Annotated in this window: 22 protein-coding genes; 12 read left to right on the top strand and 10 right to left on the bottom strand. The window is 63.7% G+C overall.

All coding sequences use genetic code 11. From position 1 onward, the window contains the following. The first annotated feature begins 336 nt into the window (after window positions 1-336). From DEIPE_RS18550 to DEIPE_RS18520, 7 genes are all read left to right on the top strand, one after another. On the top strand, window positions 337-2,667 hold the full coding sequence (locus DEIPE_RS18550; RefSeq protein ID WP_015237519.1) for a 3-hydroxyacyl-CoA dehydrogenase/enoyl-CoA hydratase family protein: 2,331 nt from the start codon (window positions 337-339) through the stop codon (window positions 2,665-2,667). A gap of 44 nt (window positions 2,668-2,711) precedes the next feature. Continuing rightward, on the top strand, window positions 2,712-3,890 hold the full coding sequence (locus DEIPE_RS18545; protein WP_015237518.1) for a thiolase family protein: 1,179 nt from the start codon (window positions 2,712-2,714) through the stop codon (window positions 3,888-3,890). Window positions 3,891-4,221: 331 nt separating this feature from the next. Further along, window positions 4,222-4,464, top strand: a complete 243-nt coding sequence (locus DEIPE_RS18540) for a hypothetical protein (RefSeq protein ID WP_015237517.1) — start codon at window positions 4,222-4,224, stop codon at window positions 4,462-4,464. Window positions 4,465-4,635: 171 nt separating this feature from the next. Beyond that, entirely contained in the window at window positions 4,636-5,751 is a 1,116-nt protein-coding gene (locus DEIPE_RS18535; protein ID WP_157448934.1) for a Gfo/Idh/MocA family protein, read from the top strand. Beyond that, a complete protein-coding gene (locus DEIPE_RS18530; protein WP_015237515.1) occupies window positions 5,748-6,497 on the top strand; it encodes a sugar phosphate isomerase/epimerase family protein in 750 nt (249 codons plus the stop codon). Before DEIPE_RS18535 ends, DEIPE_RS18530 begins: the two co-directional genes overlap by 4 nt. Window positions 6,498-6,653: 156 nt before the next feature. Then, on the top strand, window positions 6,654-7,652 hold the full coding sequence (locus DEIPE_RS18525; protein ID WP_015237514.1) for a LacI family DNA-binding transcriptional regulator: 999 nt from the start codon (window positions 6,654-6,656) through the stop codon (window positions 7,650-7,652). A gap of 103 nt (window positions 7,653-7,755) precedes the next feature. Continuing rightward, on the top strand, window positions 7,756-9,552 hold the full coding sequence (locus tag DEIPE_RS18520) for an acyl-CoA dehydrogenase family protein (RefSeq protein WP_015237513.1): 1,797 nt from the start codon (window positions 7,756-7,758) through the stop codon (window positions 9,550-9,552). A gap of 77 nt (window positions 9,553-9,629) precedes the next feature. Here the strand turns inward: DEIPE_RS18520 and DEIPE_RS18515 are convergent, their stop codons facing one another. Then, entirely contained in the window at window positions 9,630-10,493 is an 864-nt protein-coding gene (locus DEIPE_RS18515) for an alpha/beta fold hydrolase (protein WP_015237512.1), read from the bottom strand. Further along, window positions 10,490-10,978: a DUF2243 domain-containing protein gene (locus tag DEIPE_RS18510; protein WP_052326748.1), complete on the bottom strand. Its 489-nt coding sequence runs from the start codon at window positions 10,976-10,978 to the stop codon at window positions 10,490-10,492. The genes DEIPE_RS18515 and DEIPE_RS18510 overlap by 4 nt, the downstream gene beginning before the upstream one ends. Window positions 10,979-11,072: 94 nt before the next feature. Here DEIPE_RS18510 and DEIPE_RS18505 point away from each other — a divergent pair, with 94 nt between their 5' ends. Further along, the gene (locus DEIPE_RS18505; RefSeq protein ID WP_015237510.1) at window positions 11,073-11,294 is read left to right on the top strand and encodes a hypothetical protein; all 222 of its coding nucleotides are present in this window, start codon (window positions 11,073-11,075) and stop codon (window positions 11,292-11,294) included. A 241-nt stretch (window positions 11,295-11,535) separates the two neighbouring features. Here DEIPE_RS18505 and DEIPE_RS18500 read toward each other — a convergent pair whose 3' ends face one another. From DEIPE_RS18500 to DEIPE_RS18470, 7 genes are all read right to left on the bottom strand, one after another. Beyond that, a complete protein-coding gene (locus tag DEIPE_RS18500) occupies window positions 11,536-12,474 on the bottom strand; it encodes a ribose-phosphate diphosphokinase (RefSeq protein WP_052326747.1) in 939 nt (312 codons plus the stop codon). A 164-nt stretch (window positions 12,475-12,638) separates the two neighbouring features. After that, entirely contained in the window at window positions 12,639-13,757 is a 1,119-nt protein-coding gene (gene dnaJ, locus DEIPE_RS18495) for a molecular chaperone DnaJ (RefSeq protein ID WP_015237508.1), read from the bottom strand. A gap of 92 nt (window positions 13,758-13,849) precedes the next feature. Then, entirely contained in the window at window positions 13,850-14,674 is an 825-nt protein-coding gene (locus DEIPE_RS18490) for a type III pantothenate kinase (protein ID WP_015237507.1), read from the bottom strand. Between the two features lie 168 nt (window positions 14,675-14,842). Next, a complete protein-coding gene (locus tag DEIPE_RS18485; protein ID WP_015237506.1) occupies window positions 14,843-15,544 on the bottom strand; it encodes a hypothetical protein in 702 nt (233 codons plus the stop codon). Between the two features lie 84 nt (window positions 15,545-15,628). Next, a complete protein-coding gene (locus DEIPE_RS18480) occupies window positions 15,629-17,434 on the bottom strand; it encodes a hypothetical protein (RefSeq protein ID WP_015237505.1) in 1,806 nt (601 codons plus the stop codon). Continuing rightward, entirely contained in the window at window positions 17,409-17,816 is a 408-nt protein-coding gene (locus DEIPE_RS18475; protein ID WP_015237504.1) for an ExbD/TolR family protein, read from the bottom strand. Before DEIPE_RS18475 ends, DEIPE_RS18480 begins: the two co-directional genes overlap by 26 nt. Next, on the bottom strand, window positions 17,809-18,519 hold the full coding sequence (locus DEIPE_RS18470; RefSeq protein WP_041231750.1) for a MotA/TolQ/ExbB proton channel family protein: 711 nt from the start codon (window positions 18,517-18,519) through the stop codon (window positions 17,809-17,811). The genes DEIPE_RS18475 and DEIPE_RS18470 overlap by 8 nt, the downstream gene beginning before the upstream one ends. Before the next feature lie 350 nt (window positions 18,520-18,869). On the opposite strand from DEIPE_RS18470, the gene sufC reads away from it, so the two are divergent. The 4 genes from sufC (at window position 18,870) to DEIPE_RS18450 (ending at window position 22,923) form a co-directional block, all read left to right on the top strand. Next, window positions 18,870-19,625 (top strand): Fe-S cluster assembly ATPase SufC, encoded by a 756-nt coding sequence (gene sufC, locus DEIPE_RS18465; RefSeq protein ID WP_015237502.1) that lies wholly within the window; start codon window positions 18,870-18,872, stop codon window positions 19,623-19,625. A 36-nt stretch (window positions 19,626-19,661) separates the two neighbouring features. Further along, complete coding sequence (sufB, locus tag DEIPE_RS18460; RefSeq protein ID WP_015237501.1) at window positions 19,662-21,080, top strand: Fe-S cluster assembly protein SufB; 1,419 nt, start codon at window positions 19,662-19,664, stop codon at window positions 21,078-21,080. Window positions 21,081-21,139: 59 nt separating this feature from the next. Next, complete coding sequence (gene sufD / locus DEIPE_RS18455) at window positions 21,140-22,510, top strand: Fe-S cluster assembly protein SufD (RefSeq protein ID WP_015237500.1); 1,371 nt, start codon at window positions 21,140-21,142, stop codon at window positions 22,508-22,510. 107 nt (window positions 22,511-22,617) lie between these two features. Continuing rightward, window positions 22,618-22,923: a Rieske 2Fe-2S domain-containing protein gene (locus DEIPE_RS18450; protein ID WP_015237499.1), complete on the top strand. Its 306-nt coding sequence runs from the start codon at window positions 22,618-22,620 to the stop codon at window positions 22,921-22,923. Window positions 22,924-22,943: 20 nt separating this feature from the next. On the opposite strand, the gene DEIPE_RS18445 is transcribed toward DEIPE_RS18450, so the two are convergent. Further along, the gene (locus DEIPE_RS18445) at window positions 22,944-23,198 is read right to left on the bottom strand and encodes a hypothetical protein (protein ID WP_015237498.1); all 255 of its coding nucleotides are present in this window, start codon (window positions 23,196-23,198) and stop codon (window positions 22,944-22,946) included. Window positions 23,199-23,776: the final 578 nt, after the last annotated feature.

Genomic DNA, 23,776 nt, shown 5'->3' with positions numbered 1-23,776 from the left:
CGGCGGCTTTTGGATTGTGGTTGTGCTGCGCGGCGTGAGACTGATGGTGCCCGGTGCTGGCCGCCCTGAGCGTCGTGTGGACACCTTCGGCGAAACGAGGCCCGATCGCCGGAGTGTCCTTTCTGGCACTGCTGGGGCTGGTTGTAGTGTGTTTTTGCGTCGCCTCATCGAGCAAATTTGCCCGGACTGGCACCCGCAGAGGCTACCCCCGCGCACTCCTGACACCGCACGGGCGTCCGTTGTCTGGCGTATTTTTGCGGGCTGGACAAAGCTCTTCCATGATGAAATGATTGTACCGAGTCCAATGTTTCTCTGTTTACCGTTCGGAGGAGGCCTATGAAGATCAACACTGCTGCCGTGATCGGTGCCGGAACCATGGGGGCGGCCATCGCCGCGCAGCTTGCCAACGCCGGCATTCCGACCTTGCTGCTGGACATCGTCCTGCCAGATCAAAAGGACCGCAACTTCCTCGCGCGGGCGGGCCTGGAACGTGCCCTCAAATCGCGGCCCGCCGCGTTTATGGACGCGGACAACGCGCGACTCATCACGGTCGGAAACCTCGAAGACGACTTTGAAAAACTCGCCGGTGCGGACTGGATTGTCGAGGCGATCATCGAGAAGCTCGACGCCAAACGTGATCTCTGGGCACGCGTGGAGCAGGTCGCCAAGCCGGGAGCCATCATCTCCAGCAACTCCAGCGGCATTCCAATGCACTTGCAGATCGTGGGCCGCAGTGAAGAATTTCAGCGCCGCTTCGTGGGTGCCCACTTCTTCAACCCGCCCCGCTACCTGCACCTGATGGAAGTCATTCCCACGCCCAAGACCGCGCCCGAAGTCGTGGAGGCCTTCAGCGCCTTTGGAGACGTGCACCTCGGCAAAGGCATCGTGGTGGCCAACGACGTGCCGGGCTTCGTCGCCAACCGCATCGGCGTGTACGGCATGATCCGCACCATGCACCACATGGCGCGCAGCGGCCTCACTCCCGACGTCGTGGACGTCCTCACCGGGCCCGCGATGGGTCGGCCCAAGAGTGCGAGCTTCCGCACTGCCGACCTGTCCGGTCTCGACATCATTTATCACGTCGGGCACGATCTGGACAGGGCCACCGGTGGCGACGAGGACTTCACCCTGCCCGAGTTCCTGGTGAAGCTGGTCGAGGAAAAGAAATGGCTCGGTGACAAAACGGGCAGTGGTTTTTACAAGAAGACCAAGGAAAACGGCAAAACGGTCATCCTGACCCTGAACCTGAACACCTACGAATACGAAAACAAGGGCAAGGTGCGTCTGGCCAGCCTCGAACCCATCCGTAACCTGCCGCTGAACGACCGGCTTAAGGCCCTGTATGCTCTGAGCGGGCCAGAGGGCGACTTCCTGCGAGGCGTGATGCACGACGGATTCTGGTACAGCGCCAAGATGGCTGGCGTCGTTTCAGAGCGCATTACGGACATCGACAATGCTCTCAAATGGGGTTTCGGCTGGGAGCAGGGTCCTTTTGAAACCATGGACGTTCTCGGCGTGCAGAACGTGATCGCGGCGTTAGAAGCCGAAGGACGCGAGTTGCCCCCCTTGCTGAGTGCCATGAAGCACTCTGGTCGCTCGACGTTTTACCACGACGGTACGGTGCCAGATCCTCAGGGCGGGGTGACCCATTACGAAGCGCCATTTTTGATTCTCAAGGACCTCAAAAAGGACGCGACGAAAATCGTCAGGAGCAGCCAGGGCGCCAGCCTGCTGGACGTCGGAGACGGCGTCCTGTTGCTGGAATTTCACAGCAAGATGAACGCCCTCGGCGAGGACGCCCTGCGCATGGTCAGCGTCGCTCACCAGACGGTGCAGGAGCTGGGCTTTGCCGGGCTGGTCGTAGGCAACCAAGGTGAGAACTTCAGCGCGGGAGCCAATCTGGCCCTGCTGCTGATGAACGCGCAGGACGGCGAATTCGACGAAATCGACCTGGCCGTTCGCCAGTTTCAGAAAGCCATCACCAGCCTGCGCTTCAGCCCGCATCCGACGGTTGTCGCGCCGTTTCACCTCACCCTCGGCGGGGGATGCGAGATGGCGCTGCACGCCGATCACGTGCAGGCCAGCGCCGAAACGTACATGGGCCTCGTGGAAGTCGGTGTGGGTCTCATCCCAGGCGGCGGTGGCACCAAGGAGATGCTGCTGCGCTTTACCGACGCATTGCTGCCCGGTCAGCCGCTCATGCCGGCCCTGCAGCGCGCTTTTGAACTGATCGGCACGGCCAAGACCTCGACCTCGGCGCAAGAAGCGCGCCGTCTGGGCTTTCTGCGCGACAGTGACGAGATCAGCATGAACCGGGACCGCCTGATCGAGGACGCCAAACGCAAAGTGCTCGAACTCGCTCCTGGGTACGTGCAGCCGGTCATGCGCGAAGACATTCGGGTAATGGGTGAACAGGGCATTGCCGCCATCAAGGCCGCGCTGTACGGCATGGTCGAGGGAGGGCAGATCAGCGAGTACGACCGTGAGATTGGGCTGCAGGTCGCCCGGGTTCTGTCGGGCGGCGCACTGGTGAACCGCAATGCGCGCGTCAGCGAGCAGTACCTGCTCGATCTGGAGCGTGAAGCCTTCCTGACCCTTTCCGGCAAGCGCAAGACCCAGGAGCGCATTGCGCACACCCTGAAAACCGGCAAGCCACTTCGCAACTGAGGCTACGGCCACGCCTTGAATCAGGCTCGACAGAAAGGACACTTATGCAAGACGCAGTCATCGTATCCGCCGTCCGCACGCCGGTCGGTCGTGGCCTCAAAGGCACCCTGGCCAACACCCGCTCAGACGAAATGGCGGCGCTCGCCGTTGGGGAAGCCATCCGGCGCGCCGGAATCGACCCTGCGCTCGTGGAAGACCTCGTGCTCGGCACGGCTTTTCCGGAAGGCGAGCAAGGCCTTAACGTCGCGCGGCTGGTGGCGCTCCGGGCGGGTCTGCCCGACGAAGTGGCCGGTGTGACGGTCAACCGGTTCTGCTCCAGTGGCCTGCAGTCCATCGCGCAGGCGGCGGCCAGCATTCGCGCGGGTTGGAGTGAAGTGATCGTCGCGGGTGGCCTGGAAAGCATGACCATGGTCCCGCAGACCGGTCACGTGTTCAGCCCCAATCCGGGGCTTGTGGACGAGCGCCCCGGTGCATATATCAGCATGGGGCTCACGGCCGAGAATGTCGCTGAGAAGTACGGGGTGAGCCGCGAAGACCAGGACCGCTTTGCGTTCGAAAGTCACCAACGGGCCGCGGCCGCGCAGGAGGCAGGCGTCTTTCGGGAAGAAATCGTGCCGGTTCCGGTACGTTTCGACCGGGTGAACGGGAAGAAGATCACCACCGAAACGGTCATGTTCGACGCCGACGAACTCGTGCGGCGTAATACCAACCTCGAAACGCTCGGGAAGTTGCGTCCCGCCTTCAAAACGGGTGGTACCGTTACTGCCGGAAACAGCAGCCCGTACAGCGACGGTGCGGCGGCGGCCGTGGTCATGAGTGCCGGCAAAGCCGAGGAACTGGGCCTGAGGCCCCTTGGCCGCCTGGTGTCCTTTGCCGTGGCCGGCGTGGCTCCCGAGCTGATGGGCATCGGCCCGGTCGCGGCGGTGCCCAAGGCGCTCAAGCTGGCAGGGCTGGAGCTCGGGGACATCGACCTGATCGAACTGAACGAGGCTTTTGCCTCGCAGTCGCTGGCGGTCATCCGCGAACTCGGTCTCGATTCACGGAAAGTCAACGTGCACGGTGGCGCGATCGCCCTTGGTCATCCGGAGGGCGCGACGGGCACCAAGCTCGCCGCGACCCTGCTGCACGAATTGCGCCGCCGGGGAGGCCGGTACGGCCTCGTCACGATGTGCGTCGGTGGTGGACAGGGAGCGGCTGGAGTCTTCGAAGTGTTTCCCGCGTGAACGCGGTCTCAGGGTGGGAAGGGCGAGTGGCCTTCCCACCCTTTTGATGTGGTTCACGACGTCGCTGTACCGGCGGTCTCCAGGCTGGTGCCCGGGGTCGGGTCGGTCACCCAAGGCGCGCCCCCGGTTCCCGCCGCACTTCCGGGCAAACGGGCTACACCAGGAAGTGCCCGAAGGGTTCAAAGTTTGCTGAAGTGATCCACCGGAAAAGCGACTGGCTGGCATGTGCTGACAGCCAAGCGAACTTCACGCCCTTCTGGCCGAAGTCCGGGTTGCGAGGCGCATTCTGTGCCTACGTCGGTCCGAATTGCCGATCTTCGAAAGGAGCCGCATGACAGACAGGTACAATAAACCGCATTCCGATCAGCACGGCAACGGCTTTTCTCCGAAGGACAGCATGGTCGAGGAACAGATGGACAACGAGGTCCATCAGCTGCGCCAACAAGACGAACAGAACGGCGGAGCGATTCCTGAGGAAGCAGGAAACGACTTTACCTTTCCGGACGAAGACAAGACCCTCGGCCGCAAGGCCGGTGACGATCTTCCCGGAGAGAAGGCCAGCAACCGCGAATAGTACGGCGACCTGAACCGACGATCACGGCCCTGTCCGTGGGCCAACCTGAGAACGCACGCGCAGGCGTGGCGGAATCCCAACGCAAGGTAAAGAAGGAGGGCGGCCTCGATGCCGACCCTCCTCTTGCGTTTGTGACCCAGGATGGATACGGTGCGCTTGGGGGATCCATACATGGACTTAATCGATACAGAGGGACTCGGTATGCGGGCAGGCATCATCGGCTGCGGTAACATTTCCGGCATTTACCTGAAAAACCTGCCGAAATTCGGCGTTCCCGTCGTGGCCGTCGCCGACCTCAACCTCGACCTTGCCCGGGCACGGGCCGAAGAGTACGGTGTAGCCCGCGCGTGTCGGGTCGAGGAGCTGCTGGCCGATTCCGAGGTGGATGTGGTGGTAAACCTCACCGTGCCCGCCGCCCACGCCGAGGTGGCCATGGCGGCCCTGCGGGCCGGTAAGCATGTCTACAACGAGAAGCCGCTGGCGACCAGCCTGGATGACGCGCGGGCACTGCTCGCGGAAGCGGCTTCGCGCGGCCTGCTGGTCGGATGCGCGCCGGACACCGTCCTGGGTGCCGGATTGCAGACCTGCCGGGCACTGCTCGACGAAGGGCAGATCGGTGCGCCCGTCGCCGGAACGGCATTCATGCTGTCCGGTGGACCCGAATCCTGGCATCCCAACCCCGCCTTTTTTTACGCGCCCGGTGGGGGGCCGCTCTTCGACATGGGGCCCTACTATCTTTCGGCCCTGATCACCATGCTGGGGCCGGTGTCCCGTGTTACCGGTTTTGCCCGAGCCCACACCGCCGAGCGCGAAGTCGGGAGCGGCGCCCTGAAAGGCGAGCGTTTCCCCGTGCTGACCCCCAGCCACGTCGCCGGGGTGCTGGAGTTCGCGAGCGGTCCGGTCGTCACGCTGGTGACGAGCTTCGACGTGCTGGCACATGAAACGCCCCGCCTCGAACTTTACGGTACCGAGGGTGCGCTGAGTTTACCGGACCCGAACACGTTCGGTGGCCCGGTGAAGCTGGCAGGCCGGGAGCGCGAGTGGCGCACCGTCGAACTCACGCATCCCTTTGACCAGAACAGTCGTGGTCTGGGGGTCGCGGACCTGGTACAAGCAGCGGCGCAGGGACGAACGCCCCGCGCGAGCGGTCAGCTGGCCCTGCACGTGCTGGAAGTGATGCACGCCCTGTTGCAAGCAGCAGAGCAGGGGCGCGCGACGACCATCACCTCGATGGTCGAACGGCCCGACGCCATGCCTTCCCACACCACCTCCGGAGGTGTCTTGTGACCGTTTCCATTGGCCTGCAGCTCTACACCCTGCGCAATGAACTCATGCAGGATTTCGAGGGGACCTTGCGCCGGGTCGCTGAATTGGGCTTCCACGGCGTGGAGTTTGCCGGGTACGGCGGCTACTCGGCAACCGACCTGCGCGCGCTGATCGACTCGCTGGGGTTGAAAGCTGCCGCCACGCACGTCTCCCTTGATCGCCTGCGCACGCATCTCGACGCTGAAATTGACTTTATGACCGAACTGGGAGGCATTGCGCTCGTCTGTCCCTGGGCCAACACCGAAAGCGAACAGGAGTGGCTCGCCATCGCGGACGACCTCGACCTCGCCGCTCAGGCCTGCGAAGCGCGCGGCCTGAAGCTTGCTTATCACAACCATGCCCATGAAATCAGCCGCCGTGCCGGGAGCCTGCCCGTGATGGACGCGCTGCTGACGCGCGCACCACGCCTGCACTTCGAAATCGACGTCGCGTGGGTGTATGCCGGAGGGGGCGATCCGGTGGCTTATCTGCAGGAATATGCCGATCGGGTGCCCCTCGTACACCTGAAGGACGTGCGGCCCAAGGCCGATACCCCTGGAGAGTGGGACACGGTCGAACTCGGTGCGGGCACGGTCGACCTCCAGGCAGCCATGCAGATGGCGGGCGACGCGGTCTGGTGGCTGGTCGAGCAGGACCATAGTCCACATCCCCTGGCAAGCGTCGAGGCCAGTGTCCGCTACTTGCGCGCTCAGGGTGTCATGTCGTAAGGCACGCGGGTTACCGGCGATTGACGGATTGACGGTGCCGGTCCGGCCTGTCTGGCGCTCGCACCGGGCCGACGCGACGCTGCACTGCCGATTTCGTGTCCAACCCAGGGGTCGGCATGTATCCTGGCAGCAGAGCAACTGCTGTCAGGGGGAACTGTGGCCACCATCAACGAAGTTTCACGGCGAGCCGGCGTGTCCGTGGCCACCGTTTCACGTGTTCTGAACAACTCGGGCCCGGTGAAGCCCAAGACACGCGAGAAGGTGCTGGCGGTGATGCGCGATCTGCAGTATCAGCCGAATACCGTGGCGCAGGCGCTGGTTTCCGGGCGCTCGTCGGGCATTGGGGTGCTCGTGGGTGATCTGGGCAGCCCCTTCTTTGGGCAGGTGCTCAAGGGAATCGAGAACGTGGTGCGCGAGGGAGGCATGCACGTGATGGTCTCCAGTGGAGACTTCGACGCTCAGCGAGAGCGTGAATCGGTCGAATTCCTGCGCGGACGCCGCGTCGAGGCGTTGATCGTGCAGGTTGATGCCAGCAGCAACGACACGCTGTTGGAGTGGGCGCGTCATAGCGCACCTATGGTGGTCTTCGGGCGTCACCTGCCCGAACTGACCGACCGGTGCGTGTGGCTGGACAACGAACAGGGAGGCTACCTGGCAGCGCGACACCTGCTGCGTGCCGGGCACCGACGTATCGCTCACATTTCAGGTCCCCTGTATCACGAGGACTGCCGGGCGCGGCTGCAGGGCTACGGGCGCGCGCTTCTCGAAGCAGGAATTGACCTGAACGACGATCTGGTCGTCGAAAGTGACTTCAGTGAGGCCGGTGGGCAGCAGGCGGCCGAACAATTGTTGAAACTGGGAAGCGCGTTCACAGCCGTTTTCGTCGATAATGACCAGATGGCGGCGGGTGTGCTGCAGGCCTGCCGAACGGCCGGCCTGCAGGTGCCGGACGATATTTCGGTGGTCGGCTACGACGATGTGGTGTTCGCCAGCTACCTGACGCCCGCCCTGACGACGGTGCGTCAACCCCTGATCGAAATGGGCGAGGCGACCGCGCGGCTGGCGCTGCATTTACTGGGAAATGGGGGCGGCACGGTGCAGCGCAAGTTCGAGCCGACCCTGATTCCCCGGCAATCCGTGCGCACCTTGAGCTGAACGCAGTGAACTGACCCCTTCCTCCTGCATTTTGCCGGGCACCACAACCGCAATGCTTCGCCGAAATGATTTATACTCAGTATAAGTTTAAACGGAGGACAATATGACCGCGACCCAGGACCTACTGAACCTGCAGGCAAATCAACAGAATCTTTTCAAGGGTGGAATGTTCCTGGTTGCCCGGCAGGACCACACGCAAATCTTTACCCCCGAAGACTTCGATGACGTCCTCAGGCAGATTGCCGACACGACCTCAACCTTTGTGGAGCGCGAGGTCATGCCAGTGATGGCCGATCTCGAAGCCAAGAAGGAAGGGCTCAACCGCGCGCTGTTGCGGAGAACCGGCGAACTGGGGCTGACCGCGGTCGAAATTCCCGAGGAGTACGGAGGTCTCGACCTGCCCAAGGCGGCGTCGGTGATCATCGCGGAAAAGACCGCGAAAACCGGTGGCTTTGGGGTGACGTACGGTGCGCATCAGTCTATCGGGAGCCTTCCCACGGTCTATTTCGGCAACGCGGCCCAAAAGGAAAAATACCTGCCGCAGCTGGCCACCGCTGAAATGGTCGCGGCGTACTGCCTGACCGAGCCGTCGAGCGGAAGTGACGCCCAGGCCGCCAAAACCACGGCCGTGCTGTCCGATGACGGTTCGTACTACACCCTCAACGGCAGCAAGATGTGGATCAGCAATGGCGGAATCGCCGACCTGTTCACGGTCTTCGCGCAAATCAAGACGCCTGAGGGCAACAAGTTCAGCGCCTTTCTGGTAGAGCGCGCCTTCGGGGGAGTCAGTACCGCCGCCGAAGAGCACAAGATGGGCATCCGCTCCTCGAGCACCGTGGTCTTGAACCTCGACAATGTCAGGGTTCCGGCCGAAAATCTGCTGGGTGGTGTGGGCGTCGGCGCCAAGATCGCCTTCAACATTCTGAACGTCGGGCGCTACAAGCTCGGGGCGGGCGGCGTGGGCGGCGCCAAGGACGCGCTGGAGCTCAGCACCTGCTACGCGTTGGAACGTGAGCAGTTCGGTCAGGCCATCGCCAACTTCGGTGCCGTGCAGGAAAAGCTTGCCAACATCGCCATTCGCACGTACGCCGTGGAAAGTGCCCTCTACCGCCTCGTCGGCCTGATCGACAGCGCCATCGAGAATGGCACGGACAAACTGAAGGCCATCGAGGAGTACGCGGTCGAGGCGAGCATTCTGAAGGTTCTGGGTTCCGAGCTGCTCGATTACGCCGTCGACGAGGGCGTGCAGATTCACGGTGGAGTCGGCTACAGCCAAGAGTACGCCATTGAGCGGGCTTACCGCGACAGCCGCATCAACCGGATTTTCGAGGGGACCAACGAAATCAATCGCCTCTTGATTCCGGGCCACCTGCTCAAGCGTGCCATGAAAGGCGAACTGCCCCTCATGCAGGCGGCGCAGAAGCTGCAAAGCGAATTGATGGAATTCAGCCTTGACGAAAACGAAAGTGACGAGCCGCTCACTGCCGAAGCCCGCAGCGTCGAGAACCTCAAGAAGCTGGCGCTGATGATCGCCGGGGCGGCGGCCATGAAGTACGGCCCGAAGCTGGAAAGCCGTCAGGAAGTCCTGATGCGTGTGGCCGACATCGTGATGCTCGCCTTTGCAGGCGAATCGGCCGTGCTGCGCACCCGCAAACTCGGATTGCCTGAACTGCAGGTCGAGATGACCCAAGTGTATGTCTATGAAGCGGCCGAAAAGGCAGCCACGCTCGCCCGTGAGGCCCTCGGTATGATTGCCGAAGGCGATGAGCAGCGTGTGATGCTGAGCGCCGTCAAGCGCTTTACGAAACACGAGGCACTCAATACGATCCGGCTGCGTCGCCACGTGACCAAGGCCGTGCTGGAGCAGGGTGGATACCCGGCGCCTAAGGGGCGCGTGTAACCCCGAAATTCAAACTTCAGTGCGTCAATCAGGCGCGCCCCGAGCGGGGCGCGCTTCAGCGTTTCTCAGTTTGGTGATCAGGAAATGGAACTGCCCAGGAACTCGATCAGCAGGTTGTTTACCCGCACGGGCTCGTCGCTCATCAACCAGTGACTGGCCTGGGGAAAGTGTTCGACGCGCAGCCGGGGTACCCACGGCGTGAGGCCCTCGGTCAGCTCAGGAACAAGTGCCACGTCCCTGTCACCCCAGAGAAGCAGCGTCGGTACCTCGATGATCCGCGTTTTTCCGAAGCCCCTTTTTGCCAGTACCCGGTAGTAATTCAGGGCGGGCGTCCAGTCTGTTGGCGTGCGCCAGACCGCCCGGTAGGCGTCTTGCACCTCAGGCGAGAATCCCTCCGGCCTCGCGGAGGTGGACCGCAGGAACGCACCCACGTCAAGCCGGGAGAGCAGCGCTTCGGGCATCCGGGGAAGCTGAAAAAAAAGCGCGTACCAGGACTTGAGAGCCTGCCGCATTCCTCGCAGCTCGCGGCGGTAAGCTTCGGGGTGCGGGGCGTTCAGAATGGCGAGTTTTGCCAGACGTTCGGGGCGGCGCATCGCCAAGGCCCACGCGATGACCCCGCCCCAGTCGTGACCCACGACGTGCGCTCGCTTGTGCCCGAGGTGTTCGATCAGACCCGCGACGTCGTCGACCAAAGCGGTCAGGTGGTAGTGTTCCACGCCATCCGGTTTGCCCGAGCGGTGATACCCACGCAGATCGGGAGCAACAACGCGCAACCCCGAGCGGGCCAGCGGAGCGATCTGGTGACGCCACGCCAAGTGAAATTCGGGAAAGCCGTGCAGCAGCACCACCAACGGCCCCCGTTCAGGCCCGGCGTGCACGTAATGCAGGTGCACCCCGCCCAGGGAGACCTCCGCGTGTTCCCACAGCGCCGATTCGCTCATCTTCGAAGGTCCCGGATCAGCATTGCCCCGACGCCCAGCAGGATCAGGGCAAACAGAAAGAAGCCCAGATCATACGCCAGCTCGGAATGGCCGGGCCCTTCACGGATGTGATGCAGTTGCAGCAGCCAGTGGTGCACGACGCTGTCGTAGACGTTAAAGCCACCCCAACCCAGCATCAGTGCGCCGATCAGCTGTCGCGCGGGCATGCGCCCCAAGGCAGAAGCGGACCACAGCAAGGCAAAACCGATGCCCAGGACCACCACCATGGCGGCGCTGAGCAGCCCGTCGGCCAGAATGTTGGTGCGCAAATGCCCTACGGTGTCAGGGACCACCCGAGCGCTGATGACGTTGTGCCATTGGAGGATCTGGTGCAAGAGGACGCTGTCGAACAGGCCCCCGAAGCCAAACCCCATCGTCAGGCCGCCCCACAACGCACGCCGTTCATGCCGAATCGACACGCTACCAGTGGACGCAGGACGCTGCATGACCCCGAGTGTCTCCTTCATTTCGGCCTACTGGATATGGATTGAGTCAAAATAAATTCAGGGAAGTCCACTGTTGCTGTGCCAGGATCGAAGAATGGATCTTGAGCAACGGGTGTACCTCCTTGAAAAACAGGCCGAGCAGCTGGCCGCACTGGTCAACGTGCTGCTCACCGGCATGAAGTATTCGTACGGCCTGTCGATGACCGGCTTTGATGAGACGGACCGCGAGAAAGTCGACCGGGCGCTGGCCAACGCGCAGGAGCTGCAGCAGGAAATCGAGAGACTCAAGCTGGGCGGCGAAGGGCAGCAGAACTAGCTGGACGGCAGTAAATCCACAGGGTGGTGAAGCCGAGCTTCCGAAAATACTCTCGTTCGGTTTTCTGGCGTAGCGCAAATACCCCGGCGCGCCCTGACTTTGGCAGGCACTCCCCGCAGTTTCAGGACGGAGCGTCACCGGCACCGGTTGGAGTCTCTCGGGCGCGGTGCGGGCGTCGCCTCAGTTGAGATCGAAGCAGTGGAGGCGCGCCTCCACTGCTTCGATCTCTTACTCTTGAACTTTATTCGAACAGCGCGGAAACGGATTCCCCGGTATGAATATGCTGAATGGCCTTGGCAAACAGGGGCGCTACCGAGAGGGTCTTGAGCTTTCCGCCCGAGCGTTCGATCTTGCTGTACGGCACGTCCACGGTGTTGGTACTGCAGACCTCCACCACGTCGAGGCCGTGAATACGCTCGACAGCCGGACCGGTGTAGACGCCGTGCGTGACCGCGACATGCACCGAGTCGGCACCGTTGGCCTTCGCCAGATTGACGGCCTCCACCAGCGAGCCGGCAGTGCTGATCTCGTCGTCAACGATAAAGACCTTGCGGCCTTGGACATCTCCGATCAGCGCGCGGGCGTTCACGGTCGTATCACTTGTGCGCCGCTTGTCGATAAAGGCCAGACCGCTGTCAAGACGACGGGCGAGTGCACTCGCCCGTTTGATGTCACCCGCGTCGGGTGCCAGAACCACCCCGTCGCTGAAACCGTCGACGGTCTGCTGCAGGTGCTCGGCAATCACCACTTCGGCCGAGAGGTGATCTACGGGAATCTTGAAGAAACCGTGCACCTGGGGGCTGTGAAGAGTCATGGTCAGTACCCGGTCGGCGCCCGCCGCCTGAATCAGGTCGGCAACCAGACGGCCCGCGATGGAAATGCGTGGTTCGTCTTTCTTGTCGCTGCGCGCGTAGCTGTAATAAGGAATGACCGCCGTGACGCGCGCTGCCGAGGCACTCTTGGCCGCGTCGATCATCAGGAGCAGCTCCATGATGCTGTCACTCACGGGCGAGCTGAAGCTCTGAACGATAAAGACGTCCGCTTCGCGCAGCGACTGCTTGTAGCGGACCACCAGATTGTCGTTCGTGAATTTCTGCGTTTCGCTTTGCCCGAGCGTGGTGCCCAGAACGTTGCAGATTTCCTGCGCGAGCGCGCAGTTGCTTTGGCCGGAAAAGACCATCAGGGGACTACTGTTGCTGAGCAAAAGAACCTCCGGCAGCCGCGCGGGCGCCGTGCCATAGAATATCTTCGACAGGACCGAAACCACCAGCCAGCTTTCAGGCTTTCATAGTTTGCCACGGCAGGCCGAAAAAAGGGAGGACCGTCCTTTCGGACGGTCGCGCTTCAGTCACCGCGAATAACTTTGCCCAGACGTTCGAAAAACCCCGGTTCCCGCAGATCGCCATCTTCGCCGACTTCGCGCGCGTACGCTTCGAGGTGCGCGCGCGCTTCTTTGCTGAGGCTCGAGGCTTTGGGCACCTGAACGTCGAAGACCACGATCAGGTCGCCTGTTCCGGGCGCCTGCAGCCGGGGCATACCCTGATTGCGCAACCGCAGGGTTTCACCGTGCTGCGTGCCGCTCTTGACCTCGATTTCCCGGTTGCCGTCGAGGGTGGGCACCTCGATCTTCCCCCCGAAAATCGCACGCGTCAGGCTGACCTGCGCGTGGTGAATCAGGTGCTCTCCTTCGCGCTCCAGTGCCGGGTGCGCTTCGAGCTCGATGTGTACGTACAGGTCGCCTGCGCCACCCGGACCTTCGTGACCCATGCCCGCCACACGAATCCGGTAGCCCTCGTCGATGCCTTTGGGCAACTTGACCTTGGCGCGTTCGGCTTTGAGGGTTCGGCCACGGCCACGGCAGACCGTACACGGATCCTCGATGACTTGTCCTTCGCCACGGCAGGTTGGGCAAGGCTGCTGGGTGACGACATTGCCGAAAATGGTGCGGGTCTGCTGCGCCACCACGCCATGGCCACCGCAGGTGCGGCAGGACTGTGGGGGTTTACCGCCGGGCTCGCTGCGTTGACCGTGGCAATGTTCGCACTGCGAGAGCCGGTCGATGCCGACCTCGATTTCAGCGCCTTCGCGGGCCTGATCCAGGCTGATGCGCGCCACTGTCTCCAGATCTTCACCGCGCGCCGCCCGCCGGCCACCACGGCCGCCGAACAGGCCGCCGCCGAACATCTGCTCGAACAGGTCGAAGGGATCGAAGCCCGCTTCGCCGAATCCGCCCGCGCCGGGCATGCCGCCGAGCGACGGTTCGCTGCCAAAGCGGTCATAGTGCGCGCGCTTCTCGGGGTCGGACAGCGTTGCATACGCGGCGTTGATCTGCGCGAACTTCTCCGCAGCGCCCGCTTCTTTGTTGCGGTCCGGGTGGTACTGCAAGGCGAGCTTGCGGTAGGCTTTTTTGATTTCCTCGGCGGGCGCGTCACGCGCTACACCCAACAGTTCGTAGTAATCCATGCAGAGGGCCTCCAGCTCGGGGCTGACCGCTTCATCTTAACACGAAGGCACTCAAGCTTCGTTAGTGCCAAAGGATCAGTTGTAAAACCGAATCACCCGCGCCGCGCTGCAGGGAGTGGCGAGGGCAAATCTGCGGCGGGTCGGCTCGACCACAACTCCACCAGACCTCGCAGGGTGAGGGTATCGTCGAACACATCGATTTCACGGCAGATTCCCTCTATTGTCCGGGAAAAACCACCGGTGGCAACGCTCACGGCAGGGCCGGGCAGCTCGGCGCGCAGGCGACGCAGCATGCCGTCGACCATCTCGGCGTAACCAAAGACCAGACCGCTCTGCAGCGCCTCGACGGTGTTGCGGCCCAGGGCTCGTTCGGGGGCGCTGAGGTTGACGCGCGGCAGCTTGGCGGCACGTGCGAAGAGCGCGTCTGCCGATACCTGCGCACCCGTGGCCAGCACACCGCCCAGAAACTGGCGCCCGCGCCCGATCACGTCGAAGTTGGTGCTGGTACCGAAATCCACCACGATGGCGTATTCGTGCTGACCGAGGTAGCGCTCGGCGCCAAACAGATTGGCCAGACGATCCGCCCCGATGGCGCGCGGTTCATCGAGGTGTACCCGGACGTCGGGAAGCGACTCGGCACTCACATCAAAAGCGTGAATGCCAAAGTATTTTTCCAAAGCCAGCTGTAAATTCTGGCCCACCGGAGGCGCCACGCTGGAAAGCACTGCAAAGGCCGGACGTGGCGCGTTGCCTGCCAAGTCGAGCAGGCCGCGAATCATCAGCGCGAGGTCGTCTGGAAGCAGATCGCGGTTGGTACGAATCCGCCACGTCTGCCGGAGTTCGAGGCCTTCGTCGGTGAGGCCGAGCACCGTGGAGGTGTTGCCGATATCCACGGCGAGTAGGGGACCGCTGGGCATGCCGGCATTCTAAAGCGGTTGTCAGAAGGATGAGCGCTTGCTCCAGTAAGTGGAATGGGCAAACGCTCGAGAGCCGCGCACGGTTGGGGTACCCGCAGGGAGCTCCCGGAAACCGAGCGTCAGCCAGGAGCAGAGACCGGACTTGCCTCTGCGCCTGGCTGACGGGCCTCAGTAGAACTTGGCCAGGTCGATGCCCACCGCAAAGGCGCAGTCGTTGTCGGCTTCGGTGCGGATCAGCACATCCGCCTTGGACGTGGCGTTCAGCCCGGCCTTGGCAGCGTCGAAGTAGTACACCATGCTGCCGCTCCACCGCCCCCGGGCGCTGCCCTCCCCGGCCTGCTTCCAGTCACTCGTAAAGGCGCGCCGGTATGGTTGCACGATCTTGCCGTCCGGAGTCCGCAAGGCGACATTGTAGGCGTCGCGGAGCTTTTCGTTTTCGAGCCCGGCCATGCCCACGTAAACCCGCAGGTGTCCTTCGGGAAGCCCGCCCTCACGAGGCTTGAGGGCGTCTTGAACCGTCAGGTTCTTGAAGGAATCGCGGGCCTGCTGGGCCTGCAGAAACAGCTCGTCGGCCTGGCCCGTCAGGGTGACGCTGGTCGGACGGCTGCCGTGCTGCGCGTACGCGCTGGGGTCCTGTGCCCAGCTGGTCAGACAGCCCGGGTCACCGTCGAAGACCCGAACGGCGTCTTTGGTTGCGAAGGCGCCTTCCTTGACGCTCAAGTCGATGTTCAGCACGGTGCTGACCGGCTGGGTGGTGCGGTTGTAGGCCGTGTCAAGCACCGCTTTGGCACTTTGATTGTCGAGCTTGGGCGCCCAGGCCAGGGCGCCACCGGAAACGAGGGCCACAAGAAGAAGGATGGGTCGTCGCATGAAGTAAGGTCCTTTCGAAATATTCGTGGCTGCTTCGCCTGAATTGTGCGCTTTGAGACTGACCTGGACATGACGCTGCGCAGGTCACGGCAACACGTACACGACGCGGCAGGCCTGTCCGGCCGCGCGGAACTTCTCTGCCTCCGCCGCATTCAGGACGGCGTCGGCGTTGTACTGGGCCTGCGATGAGCCACGCGGTGGCTGCACCCTTGCGGCCCGCACCACGGTCAGGTTTTTATAGGCACTGAGTCCACTGTCTCCGCGCACGTACTGCTGAAGTCCCCCTTCGTTTACAAGCTGTGAAGAGACATTGCGAATGAGTGCCGGATCGGGCCAGAGCTGTCGTCCGGCTTCGTCAAGGACGTACGAGGACATGGCCCGCTCGAAGCGGGCGCCCGCGCTCCGCACGTCCACGGCGACCGTGCACAAAAAAGGCTGGACTTCCTGTCCTGTGCCCGCTTCGCCCGTGCCTCCACGGGCCTGCTCGCCTCCCGGGCCGGCGGCACCTCCACCTGCCGGACTGCCGTTCGTCGCGCCGCGTGGTGCGGGGTTTCCTGAGCCTGCTTCTGCGGGCGCGGCGGGCGCGCCGGAACGCGCGCCCTCGCCCGACTGGGCGACGGAAGGAGGCGTGTTGCGAGGCGGCACCGACCCTCGTGGCGCGCCGCCCTCCGCCGTGACCGGACTCTCTGTCGGCGTTCGTCCGAAGGTGGTGTTTTCGGGCGCGCTGGGCACGCCCTGGCTCGGGCTCCGCTCCAGGCCGCTCCCGCTGCCGGCGCCCGGCTCACTGGCCGCCGGCGGAGTCTGGGCCGCCGCGGCGCTGGGTGGCGAGGCCGGTGGACGTGCCGGCTCGCTGCCTCCAAAGGAGGGCCCCGGGCGCGCCGGCTCCGGGCTGCTCTCCGGCAGGCTCGCGCGGGGTGGAAAGCTGGAGGTCGCTTCGGGCGCAGCGGCGTCTGCGCTTCGCGGCGTTTCTGGAGCCGCTGCCTGAGGAACCGGAGTCGTGCGCCCCTGTTCGGCGAGCACGCCCGTTGACGGCTCGACGGGTCGGGCGAGGACTTCGGGCGTGCTGGGGGTTTCGGCGGCCCGTGGTGCAGTCGGCTCCCCCCCAACGGGCGGCACAGTGCTGCGTGAAGGTTCCGGGGCGCTTTCGGATGGCGCCGGGTCTGCCGGTCTGGTTTCTGTGGGCGTGGCTTCCGGCCGTGGGTTTTCCACGGGCGGTGCGGGCTGGGCGTTGCGCGTGGGCGCCGGCAGGGACTCCGGAGCGCTTTCGGCCTGTCGGGGCGAACCTCCGGCCTCAGCTGGCGTGACACCGGGAGCGCGGGCTGCCTCAGCCTGGGCCAGGTCGGCCTGCGCGCGGCTGGGCAACTGCTCGATGTTGCGAGTTGGCGCGGGTGTCACGCGAGCGGGCGGTGTGGCGCGCGCTGGGGCGGGAGTGGGCGCGCTCGGGGTGGGTGCGCGCTGTTGCGCCGGTGCAGGGGGAGTTGCCGTGCGTGGCGGAGGCTCCGGGCGCGGGGCGGGCGCGGGGGGCGGTGGGGGTTGCGGTTGTGTCCTTGGAGCGGGCTGCGGTATGGGAGGCGGCGTGGGTGCGGGCGTGACACGGGGGGCTGGTGGGGGAGGCGTGGGCGGCGAGATCGGCGCGCTGGGGGTGCTGCGTTCCTCCACCGGCGGGCGCGGTGGGCTGATGGGCGCCCGCGGCTCGGGCGCCAGGGTCACCACCTCGATGGGCACTTCGGAAAAGTCGATGGTCAGCGCTTCGTCGTGCGGTGAGGGCCGCACCTGCAGGGCGGCCAGGCCGAGCAGAAATGCGCCGTGCAGTGCGACGGTCACCAGCAGGGCGCGCCGCCGCTCGGTTCCTCCTTCGAGGTGTTTACTGGCTGCGGGTACCGAGCGCAAGCCGTTCACCTCCCGCGCGTTTGATGGCGTCGATGACGCCGACCACCGTGCCGTAGTTGCCACGCTCGTCGGCGCGCAGGGCGACCACGCCACCCGAGCGGGTTGCGAGCGGTTTCAGGGCCGCTTCGAGCTCGGTCAGCGCGACCTTGCGGCCCTCAAGGAAAATCTGGCCGCTGCGGTCGACGCTGACGGTGGGCACGGCAGCACTGTCGCGCACAGCGGAACTGGCACGCGGCAGGTCGAGCGGCAGGGCGTTGTCACGAGCGTTGAAGTTGCTGGTCAGCATGAAGAAGATGACCAGCAGCAGCACGATGTCGACCATCGGAGCGAAATCGAAGGTCACTGCGTCCGCTTCTCGATAGCGGCGAAGTGGTTTACGCACGCGCAGGTGCCTCGCTGATGCTCTTGACAGGGGCGTTGGCGTCGAATTCGTACATCACGAGTGGGGTACCGGTCAGGACACCTTGCTGGCGCAAGCGCATTTCGGTCAGCCAGGCAGGGAGGACTTCCCGGGCCCGCTCGGCGTGCAGTGCGATCCGGTCGGCGCGGCTGCGCAGGGCGTTGCGGGCGAAATACGCGATGATGGCGACCACCAGACCACCGGCGGTGTTGATCAGGGCTTCGCTGATGCCCGTCGAGAGCTGCGCGGGCGTGGGATTGGCGGCGCTGGAGAACACCAGAAACGAGCGCACCATACCGAACACCGTGCCGAGCAGGCCCAACAGGGGTGCGATCTGCGCGATCGTGCCCAGGGTGCTCAGACCGTTGTACAACCGCTGGTCTTCGAGCAGCATGGCCTCGTTCATGGCCGAGATCGCGGCTTCCTGCCCGGCTGGAGCGCGGTCGACCCCGGCCCGCAGGATGTTCCCGGCCGGGGTGGCCAGCCGCGCTGCTTCACGCGCTGCGCCCGGCAGGTCTTGCTGCATCAGGGCGGCGTGGACACGTGTGAAGGTGAGCGTCGGATCGCTGGCGAGCTTGCGAAGCACTTGAGCGCGCACTGCAACCAGGTACACCACGAACAGCGAGAGGGCCACCAGTACCCAGAGGAGAGGCCCGGCGGCGCGCAGCAGGTCGAAGATATTCATCTCCCACACGGTTAGCACAGCCAGCAATGACACGAGTGAAGGTTTCCTCCGGAAAACATGTGAGTCGGCTGACCTGCCATGAGAACCGCGCCGGGCGGTCTTCGATCTTCTGTTGCCGGAAGATCGGGGCTTGCCTCAGGTGCTTTTCGGTCATGATAGAAGGTAAATAGAAGGCAGTTCGGACCTTGCATTGCCGATTGTCGAAATCCGAGTAGAATACTCGACTTTACCAGCCTGTACGAGTAGAATAGGCTTACTAGGAATGGCTCTCAATAAGGCCGACTCAACAGGGCCGAACCGTGCCTGAGGCTTTTGTCGAGCAAGACCATCAGCAACCCAAAGGAGTACCCATGAGCCACCAACTGGAAATCCGTAACCTGCATGCATCCGTCGGCGACCTGCCGATTCTGAAGGGCATCGACCTCATCGTGCCGCGCGGTGAACTGCACGCCGTCATGGGGCCCAACGGCAACGGCAAGAGCACCCTCGCCAAGGTCATCGTCGGCGACCCCGAATATACTGTTACCGAAGGCGAGGTGCTGGTCGACGGCCAGAACATCCTTGAGATGGAACCCGATGAGCGCGCCCGCCTGGGCCTCTTTTTGGCCTTTCAGTACCCCGTCGAGATTCCCGGCGTCACCATTGCCAACTTCCTGCGTCTGGCGCTGCAGGCCCGTAAAGGTGAAGGCGAGGAGGTCAGCTTCACCGAGTTTTACGGCAAGCTGCAAAGCGCCCTGAGCGTGCTGGAGTGGGACGAGAGCATCGTGGAGCGCTATCTCAACGAGGGCTTTTCGGGCGGCGAGAAAAAGCGCAACGAGATTCTGCAGATGCTGATGCTCGAACCCAGCTACATCATCATGGACGAGACTGACTCCGGTCTCGACGTGGACGCCCTCAAGATCGTCTCCAAGGGCGTGAACAGCCTGCGCGGCCCGAATCTGGGCGGCCTGATCATCACCCACTACCAGCGCCTGCTGAACTACATCGTGCCCGACAAAGTCCACATCATCGTGGAAGGCAGGGTCGTACAAAGCGGCGGTCCCGAACTTGCCCAGAGGCTCGACGCCGAAGGGTACGACTGGGTCAAGCAGCTCGCCACTGTCTGATCACGTCCCCGTCCTCTCAACAACCCCGGAGCGACCATGACCAACCCTGAAATTGCCACCAAACAGCTTGAAATTGGCAACGCCGAGTACGAACACGGCTGGGCCAATCCCGAGACCTACGCTGTCAAGGCCCCCAAAGGTCTGCGCCGTGACGTGGTCGAGATGATCAGCAAGGCCAAGAACGAGCCCCAGTGGATGCTCGACTTCCGCCTCAAGGCGCTTGACGTCTACCTCAGCAAGCCCATGCCGCAGTGGGGCGCCGACCTGTCGGGCCTCGATATGGACGAAATCTACTACTACATCAAGCCTGAAGGCATGAACGCCCGCAGCTGGGACGACGTTCCCGAGGACATGCGCAAAACATTCGAGCGCCTGGGGATTCCCGAAGCCGAACGCGCCGCGCTCGCGGGCGTGGGCGCCCAGTACGAATCCGAGATGGTCTACCACAACCTCAAAGAGGAGTGGGAGAAGCTCGGCGTGGTGTTTCTCTCGATTGAGGACGGCCTCAAGGAGTACCCGGACCTCTTTCGCGAGTACTTCGCGACCGTCGTGCCCCCCGAGGACAACAAGTTTGCGGCCCTCAACAGTGCCGTGTGGTCGGGCGGCTCGTTCGTGTATATCCCCAAGGGCGTCAAGGTCGACATTCCCCTGCAGACCTACTTCCGTATCAACGCCGAATCGGCCGGGCAGTTCGAGCGCACCCTGATCATTGCCGACGAGGGCAGTCAGGCGCACTACATCGAAGGCTGCACCGCGCCGAGCTACAGCCGTGACTCCTTTCACTCGGGCGTCATCGAGATCGTGGTGCTCGAAGGCGCGCGCTTTCGCTACAGCACCATCCAGAACTGGAGCCACAACGTCTACAACCTGGTCACCCAGCGTGCGGCCGTGCACGCGCGCGGCGTGATGGAGTGGGTGGACGGCAACCTCGGCAGCAAGGTCACCATGAAGTACCCTGCCTGCTACCTGCTGGGCGAGGGCGCGCGCGGTGAGGTGCTCTCGATCGCCATGGCGGGACGCGGCCAGCACCAGGACGCCGGGGCCAAGATCGTGCACTTCGCGCCGCACACCAGCGGCAGCATCGTCAGCAAGTCGATCTCCAAGGACAGCGGCCGCTCCTCCTACCGTGGCAGCGTCAAGGTGTACGAGGGTGCCGTGGGCGCGCGCTGCAATGTCGAGTGCGACGCGCTGCTGCTCGACGATGAAGCCCGCACCGACACCTACCCCTACATCGAGATCGAGGAAAAGGACGCCTTCGTGGGCCACGAAGCAACCGTGTCCAAGATCAACGACGAGCAGATTCTCTACCTGCAGTCTCGCGGCCTCAGCGAGGACGAGGCAGCAGGCCTGATCGTGCGCGGCTTCATCGAGCCGATCGCCAAGGAACTGCCGCTCGAGTACGCCGTCGAGCTCAACCGCCTCATCGAACTGGAAATGGAAGGCTCGGTCGGCTGAACGCCGCCGGATGGGGGAGGGCAATTTGCCCTCCCCCGGAAGTCTGTCTTGGAGGGACCATGACCCAAACACTCAACAAAGCCTTTTCCGGCGAAGCGGTCGCGCAACTGGGTGGTACGCCCTGGCTGGCCGAGTACCGCCGCACGGCGCTTGAACTCTTCCACACCCTGAATTTCCCCACGACCGCCGTCGAGGCCTGGAAGTACACCGATGTCTCTGAGCTCGACTTCGATTCGGTCCGGCCTGCGGCGCGCAAGGCTGCCGTGAGCAGCGCGGGTGAGCTGCCTCAGTCCGTCCGGACCCGCCTCCAGAACACCGACGTGGCCGGATACCTCGTGTTTGACGGCCCCGACGTGGTGTTTAGGGACGTGCCGCAGGAACTGGCCGCGAAAGGCGTGATCTTCACCGACCTCAGGAGCGCGCTGGACAGTCACGCAGAGCTTGTCCAGCAGTACCTGTACAGCGTTGTGCCCGCCCAAGTGCCCGATGACACCACCATCGCCGCGCCCGGCACCACGCCCAGCAAGTCGCCGGACCCCAGCGAGGGCAAGTTCAGCGCGCTCAACGCCGCCCTGTGGACCAACGGCGCTTTCGTGTACGTGCCGCGTGGTGTCGAGGTCGAGCTGCCGCTCGGGGCCTTTCAGGTGCTCGACGAGGCGGGCAGTTTCACCGCCCTGCGTACCCTGATCGTTGCCGACGTGAACAGCACGGTTACCTTCATCGACGAGCAGGACAGCCCCGACCTCGTCGGTGCCTTCGCGTTCGGCGCGGTCGAGCTGGTCCTCAAGGACGGCGCCAACCTGCGCTACGTCAGCGTGCAGAACTGGGGCTCGGGCGTCACCCACATTCAGCGCCAGCGGGGTGACCTGGCGTGCGACGCGACCCTCAACAGCCTCGTGGTGACCATGGGCGCCACCCTCAGCCGCAGCGAGATGCAGAGCTACCTGCGCGGGCCGGGCAGTTCCTCCGAGATGCTCGGGCTGAACTTCGCGGCCGCCCACCAGCACTTTGATCACTACACACTGCAGCACCACGCCGCACCGCATGCCCACAGTGACCTGCTCTACAAGAGCGTGCTGGCCGACGAGGCACGTGGGGTGTTCAGTGGCATGATCAAGGTAGATCTCGGCGCGCAGAAGACCGACGCTTACCAGAAGCACCGCACGTTGCTGCTGTCCAGCGAGGCGCGCAACGACAGCATTCCGCAGCTGGAAATCAACGCCAACGACGTACGCTGCTCGCACGGCTCCACGACGGGTCCGGTCGATCAGGAGCAGCTCTTCTACCTGCGCTCGCGTGGCGTTCCCCGCACGCTGGCCGAAAAGATTCTGGTCACGGCTTACCTGGAAGACGTGCTGGCCCGCGTGCCTCTCCAGAGTGTCGTGAAGTACATCGAGGCCGTCATCGCCGAGAAGGTCGGCGCAGTTTAACCCTTTTCTTGCAGGCCGGTCGGCGTATGCGCCGACCGGCTTTTTTCATCGGGAGAAACAGGCTGCTGGCCGCGCCGAGCGGCCCGGATTGCCGTAGACTGCCTGTCATGCGTGTGTTGGCAGGAAAAGTCGCGGAGCTGCCCGAAGGCTCACAGGTGGCCGTGGAGGTGAGCGGCGTGAGTGTCGTTGTCGTGAATTTTGAGGGGCAGTATTACGCCCTGCGCAACAACTGTTCCCACAAGGATTACCCGCTGCTCGGCGGCGATGTCAGTATGGGCCGGATCAGCTGCGAGAAGCACGGTGCGAAGTTCGAACTTTCGACGGGCAAGGCCAAGGTGCTGCCTGCCGTCAAGGCCGTGCAGATCTACCGAACCGAACTTGACGGTGACGAGGTGTACGTCCTGCCGCTCTGACGCGGCAGGTGCCCTGCTGCTCAGCGGTTGTCGCTGCTCATCGGATCCACCTTCGGGTCCAGCCGACCCAGCTCATCCGGTTCGCGGTGCGTGGTTGGACGCGCCTCGTCCTCCGATGAGGGCCTCAGGCTTTCGGTATCAGTGTTCAGTACCGCGTCCAGCACGCCGCCATCTTCGTGCTGATGGCGACCTTCGTGGTCGTCTGGTGTCTTGCTGAGGCCGGAGCTGCGCTCGTCGGCTTCTGGTCGCACTTCGGGTCGCTCTGACGGGTTCATGCAGGCATTCTGGGCGCCGGATGCGCAGCGTGCGCTGAAAATTTGCTGTGCAGCCCTTCATTGCTGCCCTTCATTGGTACTGCTTGAACCGGAGAGCCTCAGACCCACGGCCGCCGGGCGTCAGCGCTCCAAGACGTGTTCCAGGGCGTTGCTGATCAGGAGCGTGACCTGGTGGTCCGGTGGTCCGCACGACGGTAACGGACCGTCCGCCCGCCTTGCGCGAGGTCACAAGCCGGTGCTGCTCGGCTTCGGGAGCTGTCCAGGCGGCGTACTGTGCTGAGCCGACTGTGTGCTGAATGTCGCTGATCGCTACCGAGACGGCTTTGCCTGCCAGCGCGCGTCTGTTTGTGGCGTATAGAAGCTATACAGCAGCGGCCCGGGTCATCTCGAGCGCTTGAGTCGGCAGGTTGGCGTGCGGGTTGGACACGCCCGGCGTGCCATCAGGTGCCCCTCGATCTTCCGAACATACGACGGACAGTCCATTCCATCCACGAAGTACTCGAGCATTGCCGCGACGCCCCGCTGCAGCTTCGTCGCGCGGTGCATGAACGCCCTCAACCTCAACAGATGCTCATATA

The organism is Deinococcus peraridilitoris DSM 19664 (assembly GCF_000317835.1).
Taxonomy (GTDB): Bacteria; Deinococcota; Deinococci; order Deinococcales; family Deinococcaceae; genus Deinococcus_A; species Deinococcus_A peraridilitoris.
Note: the sequence above shows the minus strand (reverse complement) of the source record. Positions and strands in the feature narration are given on the sequence as shown.

Excerpts from the sequence above, each read along its gene's own strand:
- sufB (WP_015237501.1), top strand. The coding sequence starts at position 19,662 with ATGACCAACCCTGAAATTGCCACCAAACAGCTTGAAATTGGCAACGCC.
- DEIPE_RS18485 (WP_015237506.1), bottom strand. The coding sequence starts at position 15,544 with ATGCGACGACCCATCCTTCTTCTTGTGGCCCTCGTTTCCGGTGGCGCC.
- DEIPE_RS18540 (WP_015237517.1), top strand. The coding sequence starts at position 4,222 with ATGACAGACAGGTACAATAAACCGCATTCCGATCAGCACGGCAACGGC.
- dnaJ (WP_015237508.1), bottom strand. The coding sequence starts at position 13,757 with ATGGATTACTACGAACTGTTGGGTGTAGCGCGTGACGCGCCCGCCGAG.
- DEIPE_RS18470 (WP_041231750.1), bottom strand. The coding sequence starts at position 18,519 with ATGAATATCTTCGACCTGCTGCGCGCCGCCGGGCCTCTCCTCTGGGTA.
- DEIPE_RS18450 (WP_015237499.1), top strand. The coding sequence starts at position 22,618 with ATGCGTGTGTTGGCAGGAAAAGTCGCGGAGCTGCCCGAAGGCTCACAG.
- sufC (WP_015237502.1), top strand. The coding sequence starts at position 18,870 with ATGAGCCACCAACTGGAAATCCGTAACCTGCATGCATCCGTCGGCGAC.
- DEIPE_RS18500 (WP_052326747.1), bottom strand. The coding sequence starts at position 12,474 with ATGGTCTTTTCCGGCCAAAGCAACTGCGCGCTCGCGCAGGAAATCTGC.
- DEIPE_RS18490 (WP_015237507.1), bottom strand. The coding sequence starts at position 14,674 with ATGCCCAGCGGTCCCCTACTCGCCGTGGATATCGGCAACACCTCCACG.
- DEIPE_RS18520 (WP_015237513.1), top strand. The coding sequence starts at position 7,756 with ATGACCGCGACCCAGGACCTACTGAACCTGCAGGCAAATCAACAGAAT.
- DEIPE_RS18510 (WP_052326748.1), bottom strand. The coding sequence starts at position 10,978 with ATGCAGCGTCCTGCGTCCACTGGTAGCGTGTCGATTCGGCATGAACGG.
- DEIPE_RS18445 (WP_015237498.1), bottom strand. The coding sequence starts at position 23,198 with ATGAACCCGTCAGAGCGACCCGAAGTGCGACCAGAAGCCGACGAGCGC.
- DEIPE_RS18515 (WP_015237512.1), bottom strand. The coding sequence starts at position 10,493 with ATGAGCGAATCGGCGCTGTGGGAACACGCGGAGGTCTCCCTGGGCGGG.
- DEIPE_RS18550 (WP_015237519.1), top strand. The coding sequence starts at position 337 with ATGAAGATCAACACTGCTGCCGTGATCGGTGCCGGAACCATGGGGGCG.
- DEIPE_RS18505 (WP_015237510.1), top strand. The coding sequence starts at position 11,073 with ATGGATCTTGAGCAACGGGTGTACCTCCTTGAAAAACAGGCCGAGCAG.
- DEIPE_RS18535 (WP_157448934.1), top strand. The coding sequence starts at position 4,636 with ATGGACTTAATCGATACAGAGGGACTCGGTATGCGGGCAGGCATCATC.
- DEIPE_RS18545 (WP_015237518.1), top strand. The coding sequence starts at position 2,712 with ATGCAAGACGCAGTCATCGTATCCGCCGTCCGCACGCCGGTCGGTCGT.
- sufD (WP_015237500.1), top strand. The coding sequence starts at position 21,140 with ATGACCCAAACACTCAACAAAGCCTTTTCCGGCGAAGCGGTCGCGCAA.